Annotated in this window: 18 protein-coding genes; 9 read left to right on the top strand and 9 right to left on the bottom strand. The window is 50.0% G+C overall.

Features of this window, described 5'->3' with window-relative positions:
* Positions 1 to 16 precede the first annotated feature (16 nt).
* Positions 17 to 1,162 carry a bifunctional 3-deoxy-7-phosphoheptulonate synthase/chorismate mutase type II gene (locus tag AC5FX6_RS10485; protein ID WP_493597004.1) on the top strand — a complete coding sequence of 382 codons (1,146 nt, stop codon included), beginning with the start codon at positions 17 to 19 and terminating at the stop codon, positions 1,160 to 1,162.
* On the opposite strand, the gene AC5FX6_RS10480 is transcribed toward AC5FX6_RS10485, so the two are convergent.
* The 4 genes from AC5FX6_RS10480 to AC5FX6_RS10465 all read right to left on the bottom strand — a co-directional run bounded on the left by AC5FX6_RS10480 (position 1,074) and on the right by AC5FX6_RS10465 (position 8,119).
* On the bottom strand, positions 1,074 to 2,333 hold the full coding sequence (locus tag AC5FX6_RS10480; RefSeq protein ID WP_493597003.1) for an MgtC/SapB family protein: 1,260 nt from the start codon (positions 2,331 to 2,333) through the stop codon (positions 1,074 to 1,076). The two genes, AC5FX6_RS10485 and AC5FX6_RS10480, sit on opposite strands and share 89 nt — an antisense overlap.
* Positions 2,334 to 2,444: 111 nt before the next feature.
* Complete coding sequence (locus AC5FX6_RS10475) at positions 2,445 to 3,782, bottom strand: TolC family protein (RefSeq protein WP_493597002.1); 1,338 nt, start codon at positions 3,780 to 3,782, stop codon at positions 2,445 to 2,447.
* 53 nt (positions 3,783 to 3,835) lie between these two features.
* Positions 3,836 to 6,952: an efflux RND transporter permease subunit gene (locus AC5FX6_RS10470; protein WP_493597001.1), complete on the bottom strand. Its 3,117-nt coding sequence runs from the start codon at positions 6,950 to 6,952 to the stop codon at positions 3,836 to 3,838.
* 78 nt (positions 6,953 to 7,030) lie between these two features.
* The gene (locus AC5FX6_RS10465) at positions 7,031 to 8,119 is read right to left on the bottom strand and encodes an efflux RND transporter periplasmic adaptor subunit (protein WP_493597000.1); all 1,089 of its coding nucleotides are present in this window, start codon (positions 8,117 to 8,119) and stop codon (positions 7,031 to 7,033) included.
* Between the two features lie 214 nt (positions 8,120 to 8,333).
* Here AC5FX6_RS10465 and AC5FX6_RS10460 point away from each other — a divergent pair, with 214 nt between their 5' ends.
* Positions 8,334 to 8,669, top strand: coding sequence for an MGMT family protein (locus AC5FX6_RS10460; RefSeq protein ID WP_493596999.1), 336 nt, complete (start codon positions 8,334 to 8,336; stop codon positions 8,667 to 8,669).
* 103 nt (positions 8,670 to 8,772) lie between these two features.
* Here the strand turns inward: AC5FX6_RS10460 and AC5FX6_RS10455 are convergent, their stop codons facing one another.
* A complete protein-coding gene (locus AC5FX6_RS10455) occupies positions 8,773 to 9,342 on the bottom strand; it encodes a glycosyl-4,4'-diaponeurosporenoate acyltransferase CrtO family protein (protein ID WP_493596998.1) in 570 nt (189 codons plus the stop codon).
* Here AC5FX6_RS10455 and AC5FX6_RS10450 point away from each other — a divergent pair.
* The 4 genes from AC5FX6_RS10450 (at position 9,329) to AC5FX6_RS10435 (ending at position 13,159) form a co-directional block, all read left to right on the top strand.
* Positions 9,329 to 9,529 carry a hypothetical protein gene (locus AC5FX6_RS10450; RefSeq protein ID WP_493596997.1) on the top strand — a complete coding sequence of 67 codons (201 nt, stop codon included), beginning with the start codon at positions 9,329 to 9,331 and terminating at the stop codon, positions 9,527 to 9,529. The genes AC5FX6_RS10455 and AC5FX6_RS10450 overlap by 14 nt on opposite strands.
* A gap of 251 nt (positions 9,530 to 9,780) precedes the next feature.
* Entirely contained in the window at positions 9,781 to 10,890 is a 1,110-nt protein-coding gene (locus tag AC5FX6_RS10445) for a sensor histidine kinase (protein ID WP_493596996.1), read from the top strand.
* Positions 10,891 to 11,193: 303 nt separating this feature from the next.
* Positions 11,194 to 11,934 (top strand): LytR/AlgR family response regulator transcription factor, encoded by a 741-nt coding sequence (locus AC5FX6_RS10440; RefSeq protein ID WP_493596995.1) that lies wholly within the window; start codon positions 11,194 to 11,196, stop codon positions 11,932 to 11,934.
* 190 nt (positions 11,935 to 12,124) lie between these two features.
* Positions 12,125 to 13,159, top strand: a complete 1,035-nt coding sequence (locus AC5FX6_RS10435) for a hypothetical protein (RefSeq protein WP_493596994.1) — start codon at positions 12,125 to 12,127, stop codon at positions 13,157 to 13,159.
* A 15-nt stretch (positions 13,160 to 13,174) separates the two neighbouring features.
* Here AC5FX6_RS10435 and AC5FX6_RS10430 read toward each other — a convergent pair whose 3' ends face one another.
* A complete protein-coding gene (locus tag AC5FX6_RS10430) occupies positions 13,175 to 13,549 on the bottom strand; it encodes a cupin domain-containing protein (protein WP_493596993.1) in 375 nt (124 codons plus the stop codon).
* 107 nt (positions 13,550 to 13,656) lie between these two features.
* On the opposite strand from AC5FX6_RS10430, the gene AC5FX6_RS10425 reads away from it, so the two are divergent.
* A complete protein-coding gene (locus AC5FX6_RS10425) occupies positions 13,657 to 14,040 on the top strand; it encodes a hypothetical protein (RefSeq protein WP_493596992.1) in 384 nt (127 codons plus the stop codon).
* Between the two features lie 184 nt (positions 14,041 to 14,224).
* On the top strand, positions 14,225 to 14,755 hold the full coding sequence (locus AC5FX6_RS10420) for a ferritin (protein WP_493596991.1): 531 nt from the start codon (positions 14,225 to 14,227) through the stop codon (positions 14,753 to 14,755).
* Between the two features lie 81 nt (positions 14,756 to 14,836).
* Here AC5FX6_RS10420 and AC5FX6_RS10415 read toward each other — a convergent pair whose 3' ends face one another.
* Positions 14,837 to 15,121 (bottom strand): (2Fe-2S) ferredoxin domain-containing protein, encoded by a 285-nt coding sequence (locus tag AC5FX6_RS10415; RefSeq protein ID WP_493596990.1) that lies wholly within the window; start codon positions 15,119 to 15,121, stop codon positions 14,837 to 14,839.
* Between the two features lie 362 nt (positions 15,122 to 15,483).
* Positions 15,484 to 16,266: a hypothetical protein gene (locus tag AC5FX6_RS10410; protein ID WP_493596989.1), complete on the bottom strand. Its 783-nt coding sequence runs from the start codon at positions 16,264 to 16,266 to the stop codon at positions 15,484 to 15,486.
* A 161-nt stretch (positions 16,267 to 16,427) separates the two neighbouring features.
* On the opposite strand from AC5FX6_RS10410, the gene AC5FX6_RS10405 reads away from it, so the two are divergent.
* Positions 16,428 to 18,899 (top strand): S9 family peptidase, encoded by a 2,472-nt coding sequence (locus tag AC5FX6_RS10405; RefSeq protein ID WP_493596988.1) that lies wholly within the window; start codon positions 16,428 to 16,430, stop codon positions 18,897 to 18,899.
* Between the two features lie 100 nt (positions 18,900 to 18,999).
* On the opposite strand, the gene AC5FX6_RS10400 is transcribed toward AC5FX6_RS10405, so the two are convergent.
* The gene (locus AC5FX6_RS10400) at positions 19,000 to 19,767 is read right to left on the bottom strand and encodes a peptidylprolyl isomerase (RefSeq protein WP_493596987.1); all 768 of its coding nucleotides are present in this window, start codon (positions 19,765 to 19,767) and stop codon (positions 19,000 to 19,002) included.
* Positions 19,768 to 19,854: the final 87 nt, after the last annotated feature.

Raw genomic sequence — 19,854 nt, 5'->3', positions numbered from 1 at the left:
TCCAACAACAAAGAATATGAAATCAGTAAGCAATCTAAGCACTCAGGAAAAGCCACTCATCATAGCAGGGCCGTGCAGCGCTGAAACAGAAGAACAGGTGCTGGCGACGGCACATCAGTTAAAGGACGCTGGGGTTGGTATCTTCAGGGCAGGCATTTGGAAGCCAAGAACCCGTCCAGGCTCTTTCGAGGGAGTGGGAAAACCGGGACTCACCTGGCTGCAACGGGTGCAGCAGGAAACGGGCTTGCGTGTAGCGACGGAAGTAGCAAATACAGCCCATGTGGAGCAGTGCCTGCAGCATGGCGTTGATGTGCTTTGGATTGGGGCACGCACGACAGCCAACCCCTTTGCCGTGCAGGAAATTGCAGATGCCCTGAAAGGCGTGGATATACCTGTGCTGGTCAAAAATCCCGTGAACCCGGATGTGCAACTTTGGCTGGGCGCAATAGAGCGGCTGGAGAAAGCAGGTATCAACCAAACCAGTGCCATCCACCGGGGCATCTCGCCGCTGGGTAAATCTGTGTACCGAAACAACCCGGAATGGTACATGCCCATGGCTCTGAAGGAGTTGCGCCCTGATCTGTTGCTGATCAATGATCCGAGCCACATCGCCGGTAACCGCCAACTGCTGGCAGGTATAGCCGAGACGGCATTGGCACTGCAGATGGACGGCCTGATGATCGAGACGCACATAAATCCGGAAACAGCCTGGAGTGATGCCGACCAGCAAATAACACCACAGGCGCTAAAAGAGCTATTGGCAAAGCTGACTGGCTGTCCATTGGCCCTAGACACGAACTCTGCCGCAGATCTAAGTGAAATGCGCCACTCCATTGATTACATCGATGAGCAACTGATCGATCTATTGAGTTACAGGATGCAGGTGGCTGCTGAGATAGGGCAATACAAAGTGCAGCATGGGTTAACTATATTCCAGGAAGAAAGATGGGCGGAGCTTTTGGCTAAGCATGCCAGCCTTGCCTTGAGCAAAAACCTGAACGAAGAGTTTGTCACGCAGTTGTTTGACCGCATACACCAGGAATCGGTGAAGAGGCAGTATGGGGTGTTACCGCTTATACCTGCAGGGTATAGCCTTCAGGCCACCACCACAGCACCAACAAACCGCCCAGCAGCACAATGCCAAAAAGGAGTGATATCTTAGCGAGCAATCCTTTGTTTCCCAAAAAGCCCACTAAGGCGCCTTTGAAGGCAACATTAGAAAGTCCGGCAATCAGAATCACGCGCCAGCCAGTGTCGGCTGACAAATTACCCATGCTCATAAGGCGTGAGGTAGACAGGGTGATGGCATCCACATCGGTCAGGCCTGAAATAATGGCGACGATATAAAGACCGCTGTCACCCAGGTAATCTTTTGCGGCAGCTGTGGCCAGGATCACGAGCCCGTAAATAGCGCCAAAGACCAGCGCCGCTTTCAATTGGGCGGGGTTTTCCTGCTCGGGCATGTGGTCACTTTCCTCCTTATTGGTGAAGTAGGCAACCAGGCCAGTCACGACCATCAGGCCCACTACAGCTAAAAGGGGAGGGGCTACCTTCCCTATTACACCCGGTGCTACGATCAGAATCTCTGTGAGTATCCGGAAGAAAGCTACCGTGGAGGCAATGAAGATTACAATAGCGGCCAGTTGACTGCTTCCTTTTGATTCTTTGGTGCGACGGGCATAGCTTACTGTGGTGGCTGTACTGGAAATGAGTCCTCCCAGCACACCACCCAGGAAAGTGCCGGCTTTGTTGCCAAAGATCTTGTACACGAAGTAGCCCAGCAGTCCTATACCTACGATGAGCACGACCATGAGCCAGATGTTGTGCGGGTTCAGTACCAGGTAGGGACCGTAAGCTTCGTCGGGGAGTACTGGCAGAATGACCAGGGAGATAACCACAAACTGCATAATAGCCGTTAGGTCCCGCTGCCCGATGCGGGCCACGATGCGATGGAGGGTATCTTTGAGATGAAGAAGCACGGCCACGGTAGCACCTATTGCCACGGCCACGGTCGTGCTGCCCAGCACCAGGTAGGCGCCTACGCCATACATCAACAGGGCGGCGGCCTCCGTAGTTTGTCCTACATCAGGCTGTAGTTCCTGCCGCTTCAGGAGGTTGGCCACCACGACAATAGCAGCTGTGCCTAGTATACCTGCTCCCACGATCCAGCCGCCATAATCCTGTGCCAGCATTGCGCTGATCGTACCAAACAGGGTAATCAGCGGAAAGGTACGAATACCCGCAATACGGGCTTTGTCGTGCTGCCTTTGCAGTCCGACAAGCAGGCCAAGGCCAAGTGCTACAGCAAGTGTTTGGAAGAGTTCCTGTTCCATGCAGGGTATGGGTTGGTTAGGGCGATGCGACTAAGATAAGCCCTAAATGATAAAAGTATAGCACATGTGCTATACTTTTATCGGCAATCAGGTATAAAGTCTTTTTGTAGCTTACTGTGCGTTCTCTTGCAGCAGGGTGCTGCTGATACGCTTTAGCTCGGTTTCAGCAGCTTTCGCCTGAAACTGGATATCAATCAGGCGGTTCTCCGCTACTAATTGGTTACGCTGTGCCTCCCGCAATTCAATCGCAGTCAAAAGTCCTAATCGGTATCTTTCTAAAGCAATGGCGGCGTTTTCCTGTGCCAGCGTGAGATTTGTTTCTTCTAATTGCAACAACTGTAAACGATTGCTGTACTGGCTATACGCTCTGGCCAGGGAAGCATCCAACAGGTTCTGCTGACGCTGGTACTCCAGGTTGGCCGACTCCATGTTAATGCGTGCATTTTGAGCAAGTCGGTTGGTGTTCAGGCCATTAAAAATAGGCAGGTTCACACTCAGCCCATAGTTATAGCCCCGGTTCTGGTTAAACAAAGGCGAGAATTCGTTCAGCGGTTCGTTTTCTGAGCGGTTAAAATTGTAAGCACTCACCACACTGATCACAGGGAAACGACTGGCACGTACGGCTTTGATGTCCAGGTTAGCAATTTCCCGGTTTACCTTCAGGCGTTCCAGAAGCGGGTTATTGGCGAGCATACCTTTGTCGGCGTTGGCGTAGCTCAGATTAGGATCTACCACAATGGAGTCTGTCACCACAAAATCGATATCCGGGTCACGGCTGAGCAATTGGTTCAGGTTGATCTTTGCATTTTGCAGCGCCTCCTGCTGTACCAGCAATTCTGAACGGTCGGTGTTGAAGTCCACCTGAGCACGCAGAATCTCTACCTTAGCGCTCACACCTACTTCATACTGTGCCTGTGCAATGTCAACGCGGGCTTGTGAGATGGCAATGGCATCTTTGATCGCCTGCATCTTCTGCGACTGGCGCACTACTTCAAAATAGTTGTCAAAGATGGCCGCCAGTGTATTTTGCACCGTCTCCCGTGTAAACAGAATGCCGGACTTCTCCAGTGCCTGCAGACGCTCATAGTTGATGAACATGCCCATCCCATCGAATATGGTCCAGTTCAGGTTGATGCTACCGTTGATGTTGTTGGAGCTGGCGCCGTTACGGGTACGGTCCGGGCCCGTCTGAAATGTCTGGCGGGAGTTGTTCTCACTGAAAGTACGGCCACCACGAGCTTCTACACTCGGAAGAAAGCCAGCATTGCCACGGGTTACGTTGTTTTCGGCGATAGCCTCCTGCCGGGTGGCAATCTGGATATCATAGTTATTCTGGAGCCCTATGCGGATGGCATCTTGCAGCGAAAGCTGCTCCTGCGCGGCAAGTTTGTTAGGGAAGAGCAGCATTACTCCAAGTAGGAACAGTGCTGCAACTCTAAGTGGGGACATTATATTAGAATGCAAAAGTTTAAATCTTAGCGTCAAAGATTAGATTTTAGATATTATTTGCTCAGAACAGGTTCTCTTTCCTGCTTGCGCTCTTTTCTGCGCTCCAGTTCTTCCTCTTCATCTTTGTCAGACATCAGGGCAAGATTGGCCTCAGCAGACGAGAAGAACGAGTAGATAGCCGGGATGATATACAGCGTCAGACCAGTCGCGAAGATCAGACCACCGACTACGGCTATACCCATGGAGGTACGGCTTTCGGAGCCTGCACCCAGCGCCAGTGCGATTGGCAAAGTACCCAGGATCGTAGACAAACTCGTCATCAGGATAGGGCGGAAGCGAGACACGGCGGCTTCTCTGGCTGCTTCCAGTTTGGTAAGGCCCTGTTCTTTCTTCTGATTGGCAAATTCCACCAGCAGGATACCGTTCTTGGTTACCAGACCCACAAGCATGATCATACCGATCTGGCTGAAGATGTTGAGCGTCTGATCAAAGTACCACAAGCTCAGCAGTGCACCTGCCAGGGCCAAAGGTACCGTGAACATGATGATGATCGGGTCGCGGAAGCTTTCGAACTGTGCTGCCAGGGCCAGGTAGATCAGGCCGAGTGCCAGTAAGAAGGCGAACATCAAACTGCCGGAGCTTTCCTGGAAATCTCTGGACTGGCCGGTGAGGGAAGTTTGGAAGGTTTCGTCGAGCACGTCTTTCGCGATAACGTCCATGGCCTCTATACCATCTCCAATGGTGTAGCCCTTATTGAGTGTAGCACTGAAAGTAGCTGCGGCAAAACGGTTGAAACGGTAGATCTGAGGTGAAGAGCTTTCTTCTTTCAACTCGATCAGGTTGTCAAGCTGTATCAGTTCACCGGCATTGTTTTTCACGTACAAGCTACGCAAATCGAGTGGTTCGCTACGGTTCTCACGCGCTACCTGCCCCAGTATCTGGTACTGCTTGCCACCGCGCACAAAGTAGCCGAAGCGCTGTCCGCTCAGGCCTAGCTGCATGGTTTGTGCCACGTCACGCACGCTTACACCCATCGACAGGGCTTTTTCACGGTCTATCTCTACGCGCAATTCTGGCTTATTGAACTTCAGGTTTACATCCACAAAGTTGAACACAGGGTTCTGACGGGCTGCCTCGAGGAAAGGAGGTATGATTTCGCGCAGCTTGGCCATGCTTTGTGCCTGCACTACATAAGATACCGGCTGACCGGCACCACGTCCACCACCCAGGCCTTTGTCGCCGGCTGCGAAGGCACGGGCTCCCGGAATCTGGTTGAGGAGGGCTGGAAGCTCTTCCACGATCTGCTGTTGTGATTTGCTACGGTCCTGAGGGTCTACCAGGCGCAGGCGTATGAAACCGGAGTTGGAGTTACGCGTCATGGTAGTCATGCTACTGATGCCCTGTACAGAGTCGTTCACCAGTGCCGACAACTCGTTCATATACCGGTCCATGAATTCAAAGGAAGCTCCTTCGGGACCAGTGGTTTGAATACGAAGGCCGCTTCTGTCTTCGTCCGGTGTTAATTCGGAGCGCATAGTGGAGAACTGCCACCAGATGATACCGGCGGACATAATAACTAACACAAAGGCTACCCAGCGGAAGGACAAGAAACTGTTCAGACTGCTTCTGTAGGCGTTTGTTAGGCCCGCAAAGAAAGGCTCTGTTTTACGGTAAAACCAATTTGGTCTGTCGCGGTGCTTCAGCATACGCGACGACATCATTGGGGTCAGGGTAAGCGAAACAAATGAGGATATGATCACGGAACCTGCCACCACTATACCAAATTCGCGGAAGAGGCGACCGGTGGTATCTTCAAGGAAAGCAACCGGCATAAACACCGCCGCCAATGCGATGGTGGTGGAGATAATCGCGAAGTAGATTTCCCCGGCTCCTTTCTTGGCCGCCTTCATCGGTTCCTGGCCCTCCTCGATACGGGAGTAGATGTTCTCCAGCATTACGATAGCATCATCCACCACGAGACCAATCGCCAGTACGATACCCAGCAAAGTGAGCACGTTGATGGAGAAGTTCATCAGGTACATGATAAAGAAGGCCCCGATCAGCGACACAGGTATAGCCACCACCGGGATGATGGTAGAGCGCCAGTCACGCAGGAAAAGGAAGATGATCACCACTACCAGACCGAAGGCAATGAAGATCGTTTCCTTCACCTCTGCAATGGAGGCTCTTACATATTTTGAGTTGTCAAAGCCGATGGTAAGCTCCAGATCTTCCGGGATGTCCTTTTTGATGAACTCCAGTCTTCTGTAGAATTCGTCAGCAATCTCCACCTGGTTGGTACCCGGCTGTGGGATGATCACGACACCAATCATAGGGATGCCGTTGTAACGCAATACCGTTTTTTCGTTCTCTGGGGACAGCTGCGCATAACCGATGTCGCGGAAGCGGATCAGGCGGTTAGCGTCTTCCCGCACCACCAGGTTATTGAATTCTTCTGGCGTAGAGATACGGCCCATGGTTCTCACCGAAAGCTCTGTTGTAGCACCTTCGATGCTACCTGATGGCAGCTCCACGTTCTGGCGGGCCAGTGCATCTCGCACTTCCAGCGGAGTCACCTGCAATGCAGAAAGCTTGTCCGGGTCCATCCAGAGGCGCATGGAGTAGCGCTTGTCACCCCAAATGTTGATGGCACTCACACCCGGAATCGTCTGCAACTGCTCTTTGAACACGTTCTGGCCTATATCAGAAAGGTCCAAAAGGGAGCGTGTTTCGCTGCGTATACCCAGGAAAATGATCGGGTTGGCATCCGCATCGGCTTTGGATACGGTAGGTGGTTCGGCATCTTCCGGAAGACGGCGCTGTGCTCTCGATACGCGGTCGCGCACGTCGTTGGCAGCAGCCTCCAGGTCTACATCCAGGTCAAACTCAACGGTAATGTTACTGTTACCTTCGCTGCTTGACGATGTCAGGGTGCGTATACCTGCAATACCGTTGATGGACTCCTCGAGCGGTTCGGTGATCTCCGACTCGATGGTCTCGGCATTGGCACCGGCATAGCTTGTGGATACGTTTACGATAGGCGGGTCTACGCTAGGGTATTCGCGAACACCCAGGTACGTGATGCCGATTATACCGAATACAATGATCGTGATGCTCATCACGATGGCGAGTACCGGGCGCTTAATACTTATATTTGATAAACTTGCCATAATTGTCTTTTACTAAACAGACTGAGAGCAGAACCAAGGTTCATTCCCTCTTCACTCCATCTAACGCTTCAGGAGACGTTATTGAGATACTTCAGATGTTACTACTCTTCTGATGTTCAAGTCAGAACCGGGGCGTGTCTGCAATATACCCGAGCTGATGATGGTGTCGCCGGGTTCTACTCCTTCAATGATCTGAATCAGGGTTTCGGAGCGTTGGCCAATCTTTACCATTTTAGGCTGGGCTTTTCCGCCTTTGGCCAGGAAGATCTTGTGCCCTGTTGCTTCTGGTATGATTGACTCTGTAGGGATCAGGATAGCCTCTTCCATGTCTTGCAGGCTAAGTGCCACCTTCACAAAGGCGCCAGGCTTTATTTCCTGGTTCTTGTTTTCGTAAAGGGCTCGCAGCTGCAGGGTACGGGTAGCAGGATCGATGTTTGGTTGAATAGCATAAATGGTCGCTTCATACACTTCTGCGCTGCCTTCGGAGGTAAAGGTGATCTTATCGCCTACTTTTACGGATTGGCTGTAGCGGCCGGGTATCGAAAAGTCGATTTTAACCGGGCTGATGTCCACAATGCGGGCCACAGGGCTGGTTGGTGTAACATAGCTGCCCTCACTCACCTGGCGCAGACCGATCACACCATCAAAAGGAGCACGTACATAGGCTTTGTCCAAGGTTGCTCTCAGCGCCTGAATGTCAGCAGTGGCAGTTGCCAGCTGATTACTCACCTGGTCATACTCCTGGCGGCTGATATACTCTTTTTCGAGCAGGGTGCGCTGACGCTCCTCCATGTCCTGGTACAGCTTCTGGTTAGACTGCAACTTGGCCAGCTGGGCACGCAGGTCTGCATCGTTCACTGTCATCAGCAGCTGTCCTTTCTTAACCTGGCTGCCTTCTTTGAAGTTGATAGCCGTTACGCGGCCGGATATTTCACTGCGCAGTTCCACATCCTCGTTAGGTATAACGGAGCCAGTAGAAGTGATTTTATTCTGGAAAGCAGTGTGAGAGACTACAAAAACGTCCACGGCTACTTTCTGAGCCATAGGGCCGCCCGTAGGTCCGGATGCATTTGCTTGCTCGCTACCAGAAAACACTTTGTTGTATAATAGGTAACCAACAACGGCAGCAACTACAAGTAGGAGAATGGTTTTGACAGTTTTGTTCATTTAAGTTTAAACTTCGATAAGGTGATGTTACTTCAAAGGTAGAGAATTACAGTTTGTATTTAACGTATAGACAACAGCGAAAAACGACTAAATTTACATGCTTGTCATGGTATATTAAAGCATGCTGTAGGCGAACTCTACCAACAGGCGCTATTATAAGACAAACGGCAACATCAGAGGTTTAAAATAAGATTAAAAGAATTTGTACAAAGGTATGAGCGAGAGCAAGAAAAACTTTTTTGAGGATGTATATGAGGTGGTTAAGTTGATTCCGGAGGGACGGGTGACCTCCTACGGAGCCATTGCCAGCTACCTGGGGTCAAAAGGCTCGGCCCGTATGGTTGGCTGGGCGCTGATCGCCTCACAGCCCTTCGCTGCTATACCTGCACACCGGGTAGTGAACCGGGTCGGCATGCTGACAGGCAAGCAGCACTTCGAAGCTTCCAATGCCATGCAGGAGCGGCTGGAGCAAGAGGGGGTGAAAGTAGAAAACGACCAGGTGGTGGAATTCGAAAAGCTGTTCTGGGATCCGGCAAAGGAACTGATCTGAGTGTGAGAGTTCAGGAGTCAAAGAATATGGAAATGGCGTTATGTGTAGCCGCAAACTAATTATAACCCAGGGCTATCTGCGTTGCAGTGCAGTTATACCTTCGCTATTGCGTAGTCTTTGGTTTTGCGGATCTAGCTGACAATGTGCTGTATACCTGAATCACCTTTTGCAGACGAGGGCGATTGTAGCGCTGCACCAGAATAGGATAGACATTCAGCACCACGTTCAGAAAAATTAACCAGAGAGACTCTTTTAGCCCGTCTCGGAAAGCAACAAAGAAGGTAAAGCCAAGCACGATGAAGAATATAATCAGGTGCCCCAACTCAGAATGACGGGTATTGTATTCCAGCAGTGTTAGGGCTTGCAGGTCTTTTTTAACAGGACTAACCGCTTTGCGAATCTTTTCCCAACCTACCCATACCATCAATTTCCTGAAACCATTCACGCCAAACCACCTGTACATATGCCCATCCGCTTCCCATTTCTTAGGTTCGTAATAAGGAGATGTTAGCTGCGGATTAAATGTTTCTGCAAGAGACGAAACGGCCATCATCAACATGAAATTCAATACCCAGGCAAAAGTAAAGGAAGTAAAGCCCTGCAGGTAAGCGATCGCCGCGATCATACTTACAGCGAAAAGTGAGATCAAAAAAGTGCCTATGAACTTTAACATCTATGCCAGGTATGGTGCGCAGCCCTTTCAAAGGTATAGCGATCTACGAATATACCTGATTGCGCAGCACCAACCTAGCCTGAAAATGAAAAGGCACCACCTCGACGGCAGCGCCTTTCACCACTCTAACAAATCACTGTCGGCGCAAGTCCGGGGCTTGGGCTGCCGACAGCGGCTCTTTTCATAGCCTGCAGAACGATATAATATGCAGCACTAATAGGGCTCTGCTTTCCCCGATAGCGATGCAAGTATACTGTCGCCCGTATTAAGAAAATTGAATATTAGACAAGCGACCAGTTTGCATACCTGTACAGCAGGTATAGCACCCTACAGGCTGTACACGGTTCGAGGGCTGCACTTCAGGTGGCAGGTATGGCCGCTCGTCTAAAAGCACCTGTCGGTTAGGGACTTGATGCTTAGATAATGTAACTTTGTAGCATGGAAGTAAAACTGAACGCAACGCGCGAGCTGGAGGTAGAGAGGTGGAGTTTAGCGGATGTACGCACCATCACCCAAAACAGGCTGCTGTTGCACCTGCTCTTCTGGGCAGTATACGTCGGCTTTTTCGGCTTGCTCTATGGAAGTTACATCGATGACTACTACAACGCCTTTATGGTGGAGCTCATTGAGCTGCCGTTTAAGATGACGCTCGTTTACTTCAATATGTACTTCCTCATGCCACAGTACCTGCTGCAGAAGCGCTATCTGGAGTTCTTTGTATACCTGCTCCTGATGATGGGGGCTATTGGCATCCTGATGCAGTTTGTGCTCATGCCGCTGCTCATTCACCCGCTCATTTGCCCCACTACCTGCACCAATGACAACCTGACGCTCTACCGCTTCGTGCGAAACAATGTTAACTTAGGCTACCTGGTGTCGATCTCGGCGGCGATCTACCTGCTCAAAAACTGGTACCGTGACCAGCAAGCCACACAGTCGCTGGCGCAGGACAAGCTGGAGGCCGAGCTCAAGTTTCTGAAAGGGCAGATCCATCCGCACTTCCTTTTTAATACCCTGAACAGCCTGTACTCGCTCACGCTCCGCAAATCCGAGAATGCGCCGGAAGTGGTGCTTAAGCTTTCGGGGCTGATGGATTACATGCTCTATGATGCTGCAGCAGCCAAAGTGCCACTGGAGAAGGAACTGAACTATATACAGAACTACATCGCTCTGGAGCGCATCCGCTACGGTGACCGTGTGGATATCGCTTATACTGAGTCGGGAGGAGCTGCCGGTAAGCAGATAGCTCCCATGATGCTGCTACCTTTTGTGGAGAATGCCTTTAAGCACGGCGTGAGCACCGAAACTGAGAATGCCTGGATACGGATAGATGTGAAACTACAGGGCGATACACTGGTGGTGCTGGTTGAGAACTGCAAGTGCCACGAAAAAGCCAGCGACAGCAACCGTGACTTTGCCTCAGGCATCGGCCTAAAAAACGTGCGCCGCCGTCTGGAGCTGCTTTACGAAAACAGGTATAACCTCGAAGTGGAGGACGAACCTGAAAGCTACGCTGTGCGCCTTGAACTGGACTTGGGAGAGGTATAAGATTTTAGTTACTCACCCTTGCCCCGTAAGAGAGGAATCAGACAAGAGATATTCCCCTCTCGGTACCAGGGTCGTTTTATTCTACTTTTTTTGTCATCCTGGAAGGATTTTGGCGGCGAGTAGCCTAAGCTTGACCTCCCTACATACAAGTTTCTTAACAGAATGACAGTAGGATTTGGGTCTATTTTATATGAATTAAACGGCCTTGCCCTTGGGAAGGGCAGGGGTCGGGAAATGCGTATTTCAGTAAAGGGCGATTCACTAAGCCGATAGATTATACCTTGTGCCATACTTAAATAAAACATGAAACTTCGCTGCCTGATAGTAGATGATGAGCCCCTGGCGTTGGATGTGCTGGAGACTTTTGTGGAACGCCTCGACAACTTGGAACTGGTATGCCGCTGCAGCAACGCTGTGGAGGCTTACAACTGCCTGCAGACTGAGCACATCGACCTGATGTTCCTGGACATCCAAATGCCTAAACTCACAGGTATAGATTTCCTCAAGTCTATACCTAATCCGCCGAAGGTGATCTTTACGACTGCTTACCGCGACTACGCCCTCGACAGCTACGAGCTCAACGCCGTGGACTATCTGCTCAAGCCCATTGCTTTCGACCGTTTTCTGAAAGCCGTAGGCAAGGTGACACCCGCCGAGCCCAAAGGTATAGCTCCGGCGTCTTCAGTATCTATTACTCATCCCGAACCAGATTACAAAGAAGCTTTTATATACCTGAAGGCCGATAAGAAAATGGTAAAGGTGATGCTGGCGGATATCCTTTACATTGAAAGTCTGAAAGATTATATCCGGGTTAAGACTGATACGAAAGAGATCATTTCGTACCAAAAGATATCTTTTCTGGAAGAAAAACTGCCTACCGATAAGTTTCTGCGCATCCACCGCTCTTTCATTATCTCCCTCGATAAAGTGCAGGCCTTCTCTGCCACCACGGTCGACGTAGGCAAAGCTGAGATACCAATCGGCCGCCTCTACAAAAACGAAGTGCTCCAAGTGCTGGGGCAGAATAACCTTCTGGAAAGCTAGTTTGAGTTAGAAAGTTAAAAAGGTACGAAGGTAAAAAGTCGGAGAGGGAGGTAGGCTATACCTGATCGAACGGACATAGGAATAGCTGAGAGACACAGCAGAATTTTAGAATTTCCGTAAGCAGGTATAATTTCCTAAATCGTAACTTCAAACTTTCTACTTCTCCAACTTTCTAACTTTCAGAACCTCATTGAACTCCATCTCTAAAAAGAAGCAGTTTTATCAGATTGCTACTTGTCTGCGCAATTACCTGCATGAGTATGACCGGGAGACGAAACTGCCCGTTCGCTACGAAGACCTGATCCACTATACCGACGCTTTTCCCTACTATGATAAGAAAGGGCACGACACGCTGTGGGAAACAATCATGTTTGACCAGCAGGCGCAGGCCGAACTGAACACAGGGCTGACCCAGATCTACGCCTTGCTCAAAACAGATGGGGATATGTCGGTGATGGAGCACCTGTACGTCTCTCGGATCGACTACTGCACTTTTGGCAATTCCAATCCTTTTCGGGTGCAGATCATGAACCAGCTCAACGACAACTACGATTACTTTTATGTAAAACGAGCCGATGCCTCGCGTATCTATGGGCTGGAGCTGGAGTATATTCTGTCGCCAAACCGCATTAACTACCTCGTGGACGGCGATACACTTATTGAGGAGCACATTGCAGGTATACCGGGCGACCTTTTTATAAAAGAATACCTGAACAGAAAGGGCACGAACAAGGTGCGCATTGCCAAAGAGTTTGTGAAGTTTAACGAACGGTGCTTCGTGCGCCTACTCGGCGATATGCGCTCTTATAACTATGTGGTGGATATCACGCCGGATTTTGAGGACGAGCAGTACCGCGTGCGTCCCATTGACTTTGATCAGCAGTCCTATGAAGGGCGCAAGTCGATGTACTTGCCGCAGTTCTTTAAAGACAATAATGTGATCGTGGACCTCGTGCTGAAGCTGCTCAAGCCGGATGTGGTGAAGCAGTACCAGAACGAAGAGCGCACGCTAATCTTCAGGCGCCTGCGCACGGCCCGCTACCGCCTCAAGGACCTGATCGACTGCATGCGCAACGACACCATCTCCACACCAGAAAAGATAGCGCAGCTAAAGCAGGAGCTGGCCCAGCATCATAATTCAGATGAGTTTCTCAAATGCGAAGGTATGGGCGACCTGGTGCGGCTCAACCTTAAAACCATTATGAAAAAGGCCAAGATCAAATAGCAGCCATACCTGACGCTACAAACGCTCCAGGTCAGTGCGGGTTCGTTCGCTGTCGGTCAGGTTACCCGTGTTGACAGTGGTGGCGGGCTCAAATAGCAGCACTTCTGCTTCTTCATGCGCTACCGGTCGATGCTCGACACCGCGGGGTACGATCAGGAATTCTCCTGGATGGACCGTGACCGTCCTGTCCCGGAATTCCATATCAAAGCTACCCTTCACGACCAGAAAAAGCTCGTCTTCATGCTCGTGGTGGTGCCAGTCAAAGGCGCCCTTGAACTTTGCCAGCTTGACTTGCTGTCCGTTCAGTTCGCCGGCTATGCGTGGATTCCAGTGGTCAGGGATAAGCGCAAACTTATCGGCAAGGTTGACTTTATCTATTCTCTGAGTCATGGTATAGCTAATTTGAGTAAGGTGACAAATATCAGTTAAATTTATTTGGACTGATTCTAAATAGGGCTTACCTTTGTGTCATTCGTAAAAGAAATAAGCACCAGCCCATGATAACAGCTACAGCAAAGCCCGGACAAAAGACGACAGCAGCAACTGATTTAGTTGAAATCTATGCAAATGAAGCCGGAGCTGTATTTCAGTGTGATCGCAAGAACTGCCTGATGCTTCACTTTGCCGGTACGCTTAATGTGCTCAAAGTAGACACTTTTCTGCGATTGAAGCAAGCCGTTGCCAGCATTGATTTGGAGCAGATGGCGGCCAATCCTTCCCGCTCCTCTGATTACGAGATCGTGTCGGTATGTGGCTGTGACCGCTGCTTTATCTTATCGCTGACCGAACTATACGCCCTGCGTGATTTATTGGCCGGCGCCAAGTTCAGCCTGGAACTGAACCGCATGCTGCACGAGTGCCTGACGCCACTCGAAGCATAAGTACAACACGAGCTATACCTGCAAGCACAGCCTTTAAGCTGTGCTTTTTTTATTTAGACTTCTTCCATATTTCATCTCACATATCCATTTTCAGAACATTATACTTACCTTGATGGTAAGAATAAAGGACGCATGCTCTATTAGGAGTGTGCCTTGGATTTAGAACAAAAAACACCCAATACCTATGAAGGATTTACTAAGGTTAAGAACTTCGCTTACCGAAGAAATAGAAAGAATACTGAATGAGCAGATCAAAATGGAGGCTGAAGCTTCGTCCATGTACCTGGCCATGTCGGCCTGGTGTGATCGCAATGGCTTCGACTTCAGTGCAGGCTACTTCAAGAAGCAGTCTGATGAAGAGCGTGAGCACATGTTGCGTCTCTTTAAGTATGTTTCTGATATGGGTGGCCGTGCCGTATCCCCGGATATTTCGGGCATTCAGATCGAATTCGATTCTTTCAGAAGCGTGTTTGAGCAGGCGCTACAGCAGGAGATCGCCGTAACACAGTCATTCAACCGCATGGCCGACAAGTGCATGAAGACAAAAGACTTCGTGACTTTCACGTTCCTGCAGTGGTTCCTGAACGAGCAGATAGAAGAAGAATATGTAGCCCGCCGTGCGCTCGAGCTTTTCGATGTGATAGGTGAGGAGGGAACTGGTCAGTATGAGATCGACAAGCGTGTGCCAAAAATCACATACGAAGACACTTACTAAGGTTACTCAACCCTTTTATAAAAAGCAAAAGCCTTTGGATTCGCTCCAAAGGCTTTTTTTTATTGGCTATGTTTTTTACGCTTATACCTGTTCGTCTGATTTCAGGATATGCTCCTTAAAAGTTTGTTTGGCTTGCTCTTCCGTAGTGTGGTGTAGCCACACATTGTCAGGTTGAAAACTCATGACTGGCGCGAAATCGCAGCGGTCAGTGCATTCAGTCTTCACTACTTCCACTTTTCCTTTCAAGCCCATGTCCTTGATCATATTGCGGAGTGTCTTGCCAATATCTTTGCCGCCTTTTTTCTTGCACTTGCTGCCTGTGCATACATAGATGACCTTGTCCGGTACGTTAAATCCTTTGCTCATGTAATCATATAAAGGTGCTTCACCTTAAAGAGGAAAAGCTGGTAAATAGTTTCAAGAAACTCGATTGTCGCTGTTTTGTGATGGCTTAACTTCAACTTTGTTTCAGCATCAATTCAATTGCTGAATGTGCTTAGGTGACAACGACCGCTCGCGTAGTTAGGTACACTTCGTTCGAAGGATGCTGTCAGTCTGAATGTAAAGGCAATTTAGGAATTTAATTCTTATCAATTAGCGACATCAGTCACGGAGAAAGTCATTGTACCTCCGTTTTGAGTTTGATGACCAGGACTTACAATCAAGTATGATTTCATCGACAGCATGTATCTGGTCCAGTATTTGGGTTTTCTTTGTTAATCTATAGCTTACTGATTGTCTCTGTTCACCAGCATGACTTTTCCCTCGCTGCTCGGGATAATTTCTGAGAATTTTATGCCGCCGTCCTGACGTTGAAAGCCGCCTTTTCCGGGTTGTCCCGACTGTCCCTGTCTGCCGCCGGTCGTTTGTACTCTGATACTGTTTTTCTTGACTGCTTCGTTATTGAAGATAGGAATAAAACCGTCCGTGCTGTACTGCAAGGTGATATTGCCCCCATGACCTCCACTGCCGCCCATAGTCGCATCAGAGCCGGCTGTGCCCGGTTTTCCCGGAATTATGACTGTCGTAGTAGTGGTTTGTTTTGTGACAGGGTCTGTTACAGTGCGTACTTCGGTACGTTCCTGTGCACCAGGGTCTCCGTTTCTTCCATCTGCACCCCTGCCACCATCCCCACCACTTGTGTCGATAAGCAAACTGCCCAGGTCGGCGAAGTGGATCGATATTGTCAGATCGCCTCCATTTTCCCCGTTGCTGCCTGCTTGCTCACGGTTACCTTTTTTGCCATTGGAACCTTTGGAAGTAATCACACACTTTTGAGCTATGTAAGCTACTTTGGCCTCCAGCACACCATATCGGGAAGGGTCAAATGAGAGGGTAGCCTTTTCATGCATGACCAGCGTGTCTACCAACACAATATTGTCTGGGCCTGCCCTATAGGTCTCGCCTTTTGCTATAATCAGTTTTGAAATGGGGCGCTGCTGGGCTATAACTGAGGAAAAAGAAAACGTAAATAGGGCGCAGGCGATTAGATAAAGTAATGTTTTCAGCATAGTATTAAGTTAAGGGTATATATGGTATATTGTATAGTATTCACTGGGTACACAGCAATAAAGCAGAAGTGCTTTTTGCAGTGTCAGTTACACAGGTTTAAACCATACACCACACTAACTGTCTAACCCCTCAACAAACCTTATCTAACCTTAAAAGAAACATGCACTTGAACACCTTGAGAACCTCGAAGCGGCTGGCTGCTTCGCTGTTGAGCCTGCTTTTGCTTGCTGGCTCACCGGCTCCGTCAGCATTCGCACAGGCAGGCAAAGACGCCACTACCGGCTATCAGCGCCCACCCGAAACCATTGCCTCTATCATCGATGCGCCCTCTACGCCGGGTGTCAGCATCAACTCCAAAGGGGACTGGATGCTATTGCTCGAGCGGGCCGGTTACCCTAGCATCGAAGAGCTGGCGCAGCCGGAAAGCCGTCTGGCTGGTCTCCGCATAAATCCTGCCACAAACGGACAGAGCCGCGCCTCTTTCATCAACAACATTAAAATAAAGCAGGTGAACAGCGGGCAGGAGTTTGAGGTGAGCGGTATACCTCAAAATGCTCAAATCTCCTATGTGACCTGGTCACCGGACGAAAAGCAGATCGCCTTCACAATTACCAAGGCCAACGGCATCGAACTGTGGGTGGCAGGTATAGCCGACCGTCAGGCACGCAAACTGACTGAAGCTACACTGAACGATGCGTATAGCGGTCGTCCGTTTTCGTGGTTACCGGATAGCAAAAGCCTGCTGGTGAAGTTTGTGGATGAGAAGCGTGGCGAAATGCCAAAGGCCAACCTGGTGCCGGCTGGACCCAACATCCAGGAGAACATCGGCAAGGCAAATCCTTCTCGTACCTACCAGGATCTGCTCAAAAACAAGTACGACGAGCAGCTTTTCGATTACTACATGCAGACCCAGTTGAAGCTGGTAAGCCTTGACGGAAAGCAGCAGCCAGTAGGGCAAGCTGGTATCATCAAGAGCGCCGATGTGTCGCCAGACGGTCAGTACCTTTTGGTGGAAACAATTCAGAAGCCTTACTCATACCTGGTGCCGCACTATTACTTCCCTTACAATGTGGAGGTATGGAGCCGCGATGGAAAGGTGGTCAAGCAACTGGCGCAGCTTCCATTGGCCGAGGACATTCCGATCGGTTTTGATAACGTAGCAAAAGGCCCTCGCAATTATGACTGGCGTCCTGATAAGCCTGCAACATTGTATTGGGCTGAAGCGCAGGACGGTGGTGATGCCAGCAAAGAAGTAGCCGAGCGTGATGTGGTGTTTATGCTGGATGCGCCTTTCTCCGGAAAGCCTGCTAAACTGGCTGGAACCAAATATCGCTATCGTGGCATGCAGTGGGGCAACAATGACCTGGCCCTGGTGAATGAGCGTCTCTGGAAAACCCGTACCGAACGAGTGCTGCGTGTGAACCCATCAAAGCCAGCGCAGGCCGGCACCGTGCTAATCGAGCGTTCTTACGAGGATGGCTACAGTGATCCGGGCAGCCCTGTATACACCAAAAACCAGTATGGCCGCAGTGTACTGTTGACTGATAAGAAAGGTGACAACATCTACATGATCAGCGAGGGTGGCTCTCCGGAGGGCAACCGTCCGTTCCTGAGTGAGTTCAACCTGAAATCTAAGAAAGCGAAGATCTTGTTCCGCTCTGAGGCTCCTTATTATGAGCGTCCGGTGGATATTATTGACCTGAACAGCAAGCGCATCATCACTCGCCGCGAGTCGGAGCAGGAGGTGCCCAACTACTTCGTGCGCGACCTGAACAAGAAGCAGCTGACGCAGGTAACTAAATTCCCGCATCCGTACCCGCAACTGCAGGGTGTACAGAAAGAGCTGCTGCAATACGACCGCAACGACGGCGTGAAGCTGACAGCTGTGCTATACCTGCCGAAGGATTACAAGAAAGGTGATGGACCGCTGCCAATGCTGATGTGGGCTTATCCGCGTGAGTTTAAAAACGCAGCTGCTGCCGGTCAGGTAAAAAGCTCGCCGTACGAGTTCACCCGCATCAGTTCCGGTTCGCCGCTGTTTTGGGTAACGCAAGGCTATGCCGTGCTGGACCGTACGGATTTCCCGATAGTAGGAGAGGGCGAGGCCCAGCCAAACGACACCTATGTAGAGCAACTGGTAGCCAGCGCCAAAGCCGCTATTGATAAAACGGTGAGTATGGGTGTGGCTGATCCGAAGCGCATTGCCGTGGGCGGACACTCTTATGGTGCCTTTATGACCGGCAACCTGCTGGCGCATTCCGATCTGTTTGCAGCAGGTATAGCCCGAAGTGGCGCTTACAACCGTACGCTGACGCCATTTGGTTTCCAGCAGGAGGAGCGTACTTACTGGCAGGCGCCAGAGGTATACAACCGCATGTCTCCCTTCTCAGCTGCCCACAAAGTGAAAACTCCGATTCTGCTAATCCACGGGGAGGCCGACAACAACTCAGGTACATTCCCGATCCAGAGCGAACGTTTCTACAATGCCCTGAAAGGCCATGGTGCCACGACGCGTCTGGTGTTCCTGCCACATGAAAGCCACGGCTATGCAGCCCGTGAGTCGATCCTGCACATGCTGTGGGAAATGGATACGTGGCTGAACACTTATGTGAAGAATCGTCAGGTGCAGTAAGGTATAGCCATACCTTTATTATAAAACAAAATGCCCCGGCCATACAAGCCGGGGCATTTTGTTTATAGTATCTTTGCAATTACTGATGCCTGCTTGTAAGCTATTCGTTTATCGTTTTAATTTTGTGCGGCACAATGGTGAGTGGCCACTTTTGACCGTCTACTGGTTCCTCTGAGATCTTGTCTACCACGTCCATGCCTTCTATCACTTCTCCAAATACCGTGTACTCCTGATCCAGGGCAGGCTCACCTCCTATAGTAGTATAGAGCTCGATCTGCTGCGGTGTATACTTTATATTGTGCTTGGCTTCGTAGGCTCGTAGCTCCTGTAGTGTTCTGGGTTCACCCTGCACAATGTAGAAGTTGTGTGAAGACGACTCCTTGTCTGGATTACGCTCGTCACCGTAGCGGGCCATAGCCAGTGCGCCGCGTTTGTGAATGTAGTTCGGGTTAAACTCCTGCGGTATTTTATAAGGACCCTGCTTCATAGTGCGGTTATCCGAGTCACCGCCCTGCACGGCAAAACCCTTTACCACCCGGTAAAACTCTCCCTGATCATAGAAGCCTGCTTTGGTGAGGCGTACGAAGTTGGCGCGGTGCAGTGGAGTCTCAGGGTAGAGCCGCAACTTAATGTCGCCATGGCGGGTGCTGATAAGAATCAAACTGTCAGCGTGCTCTTTTTCATATGCGGTTAGTACTTCTACTACATTTTCTGAGGTGAGAGGCTCGAGTTTGACCTCTGTGCTTGTCTCACGTACCTCGGCCGTAGCCTGTTCTTCAGTTTTAGGTTGGCAGCCTACTATACCTATAAGGAAGACAATCACCAAGCGGAAGGGCATGGAAAAAAGGACTTGTTCTGATTTTTTCATAAAGGTTAGTGTTAGTGCTTCTGTTAATATAGTGAATTACAGTTATAAAGTGCAAATAAATTGTACTGTATAGTTGTTAATTTAGTA

Source organism: Pontibacter sp. LHS2, assembly GCF_058932845.1.
The sequence above is the reverse complement of the archived record's forward strand: the minus strand, read 5'-3'. Positions and strand labels throughout refer to the sequence as shown.

Bases quoted from the DNA above. Each gene is read 5' to 3' on its own strand.
- AC5FX6_RS10485 (WP_493597004.1), top strand. From the start codon at position 17: ATGAAATCAGTAAGCAATCTAAGCACTCAGGAAAAGCCACTCATCATA.
- AC5FX6_RS10480 (WP_493597003.1), bottom strand. From the start codon at position 2,333: ATGGAACAGGAACTCTTCCAAACACTTGCTGTAGCACTTGGCCTTGGC.
- AC5FX6_RS10475 (WP_493597002.1), bottom strand. From the start codon at position 3,782: ATGTCCCCACTTAGAGTTGCAGCACTGTTCCTACTTGGAGTAATGCTG.
- AC5FX6_RS10470 (WP_493597001.1), bottom strand. From the start codon at position 6,952: ATGGCAAGTTTATCAAATATAAGTATTAAGCGCCCGGTACTCGCCATC.
- AC5FX6_RS10465 (WP_493597000.1), bottom strand. From the start codon at position 8,119: ATGAACAAAACTGTCAAAACCATTCTCCTACTTGTAGTTGCTGCCGTT.
- AC5FX6_RS10460 (WP_493596999.1), top strand. From the start codon at position 8,334: ATGAGCGAGAGCAAGAAAAACTTTTTTGAGGATGTATATGAGGTGGTT.
- AC5FX6_RS10450 (WP_493596997.1), top strand. From the start codon at position 9,329: ATGAACTTTAACATCTATGCCAGGTATGGTGCGCAGCCCTTTCAAAGG.
- AC5FX6_RS10455 (WP_493596998.1), bottom strand. From the start codon at position 9,342: ATGTTAAAGTTCATAGGCACTTTTTTGATCTCACTTTTCGCTGTAAGT.
- AC5FX6_RS10445 (WP_493596996.1), top strand. From the start codon at position 9,781: ATGGAAGTAAAACTGAACGCAACGCGCGAGCTGGAGGTAGAGAGGTGG.
- AC5FX6_RS10440 (WP_493596995.1), top strand. From the start codon at position 11,194: ATGAAACTTCGCTGCCTGATAGTAGATGATGAGCCCCTGGCGTTGGAT.
- AC5FX6_RS10430 (WP_493596993.1), bottom strand. From the start codon at position 13,549: ATGACTCAGAGAATAGATAAAGTCAACCTTGCCGATAAGTTTGCGCTT.
- AC5FX6_RS10425 (WP_493596992.1), top strand. From the start codon at position 13,657: ATGATAACAGCTACAGCAAAGCCCGGACAAAAGACGACAGCAGCAACT.
- AC5FX6_RS10420 (WP_493596991.1), top strand. From the start codon at position 14,225: ATGAAGGATTTACTAAGGTTAAGAACTTCGCTTACCGAAGAAATAGAA.
- AC5FX6_RS10415 (WP_493596990.1), bottom strand. From the start codon at position 15,121: ATGAGCAAAGGATTTAACGTACCGGACAAGGTCATCTATGTATGCACA.
- AC5FX6_RS10410 (WP_493596989.1), bottom strand. From the start codon at position 16,266: ATGCTGAAAACATTACTTTATCTAATCGCCTGCGCCCTATTTACGTTT.
- AC5FX6_RS10405 (WP_493596988.1), top strand. From the start codon at position 16,428: ATGCACTTGAACACCTTGAGAACCTCGAAGCGGCTGGCTGCTTCGCTG.
- AC5FX6_RS10400 (WP_493596987.1), bottom strand. From the start codon at position 19,767: ATGAAAAAATCAGAACAAGTCCTTTTTTCCATGCCCTTCCGCTTGGTG.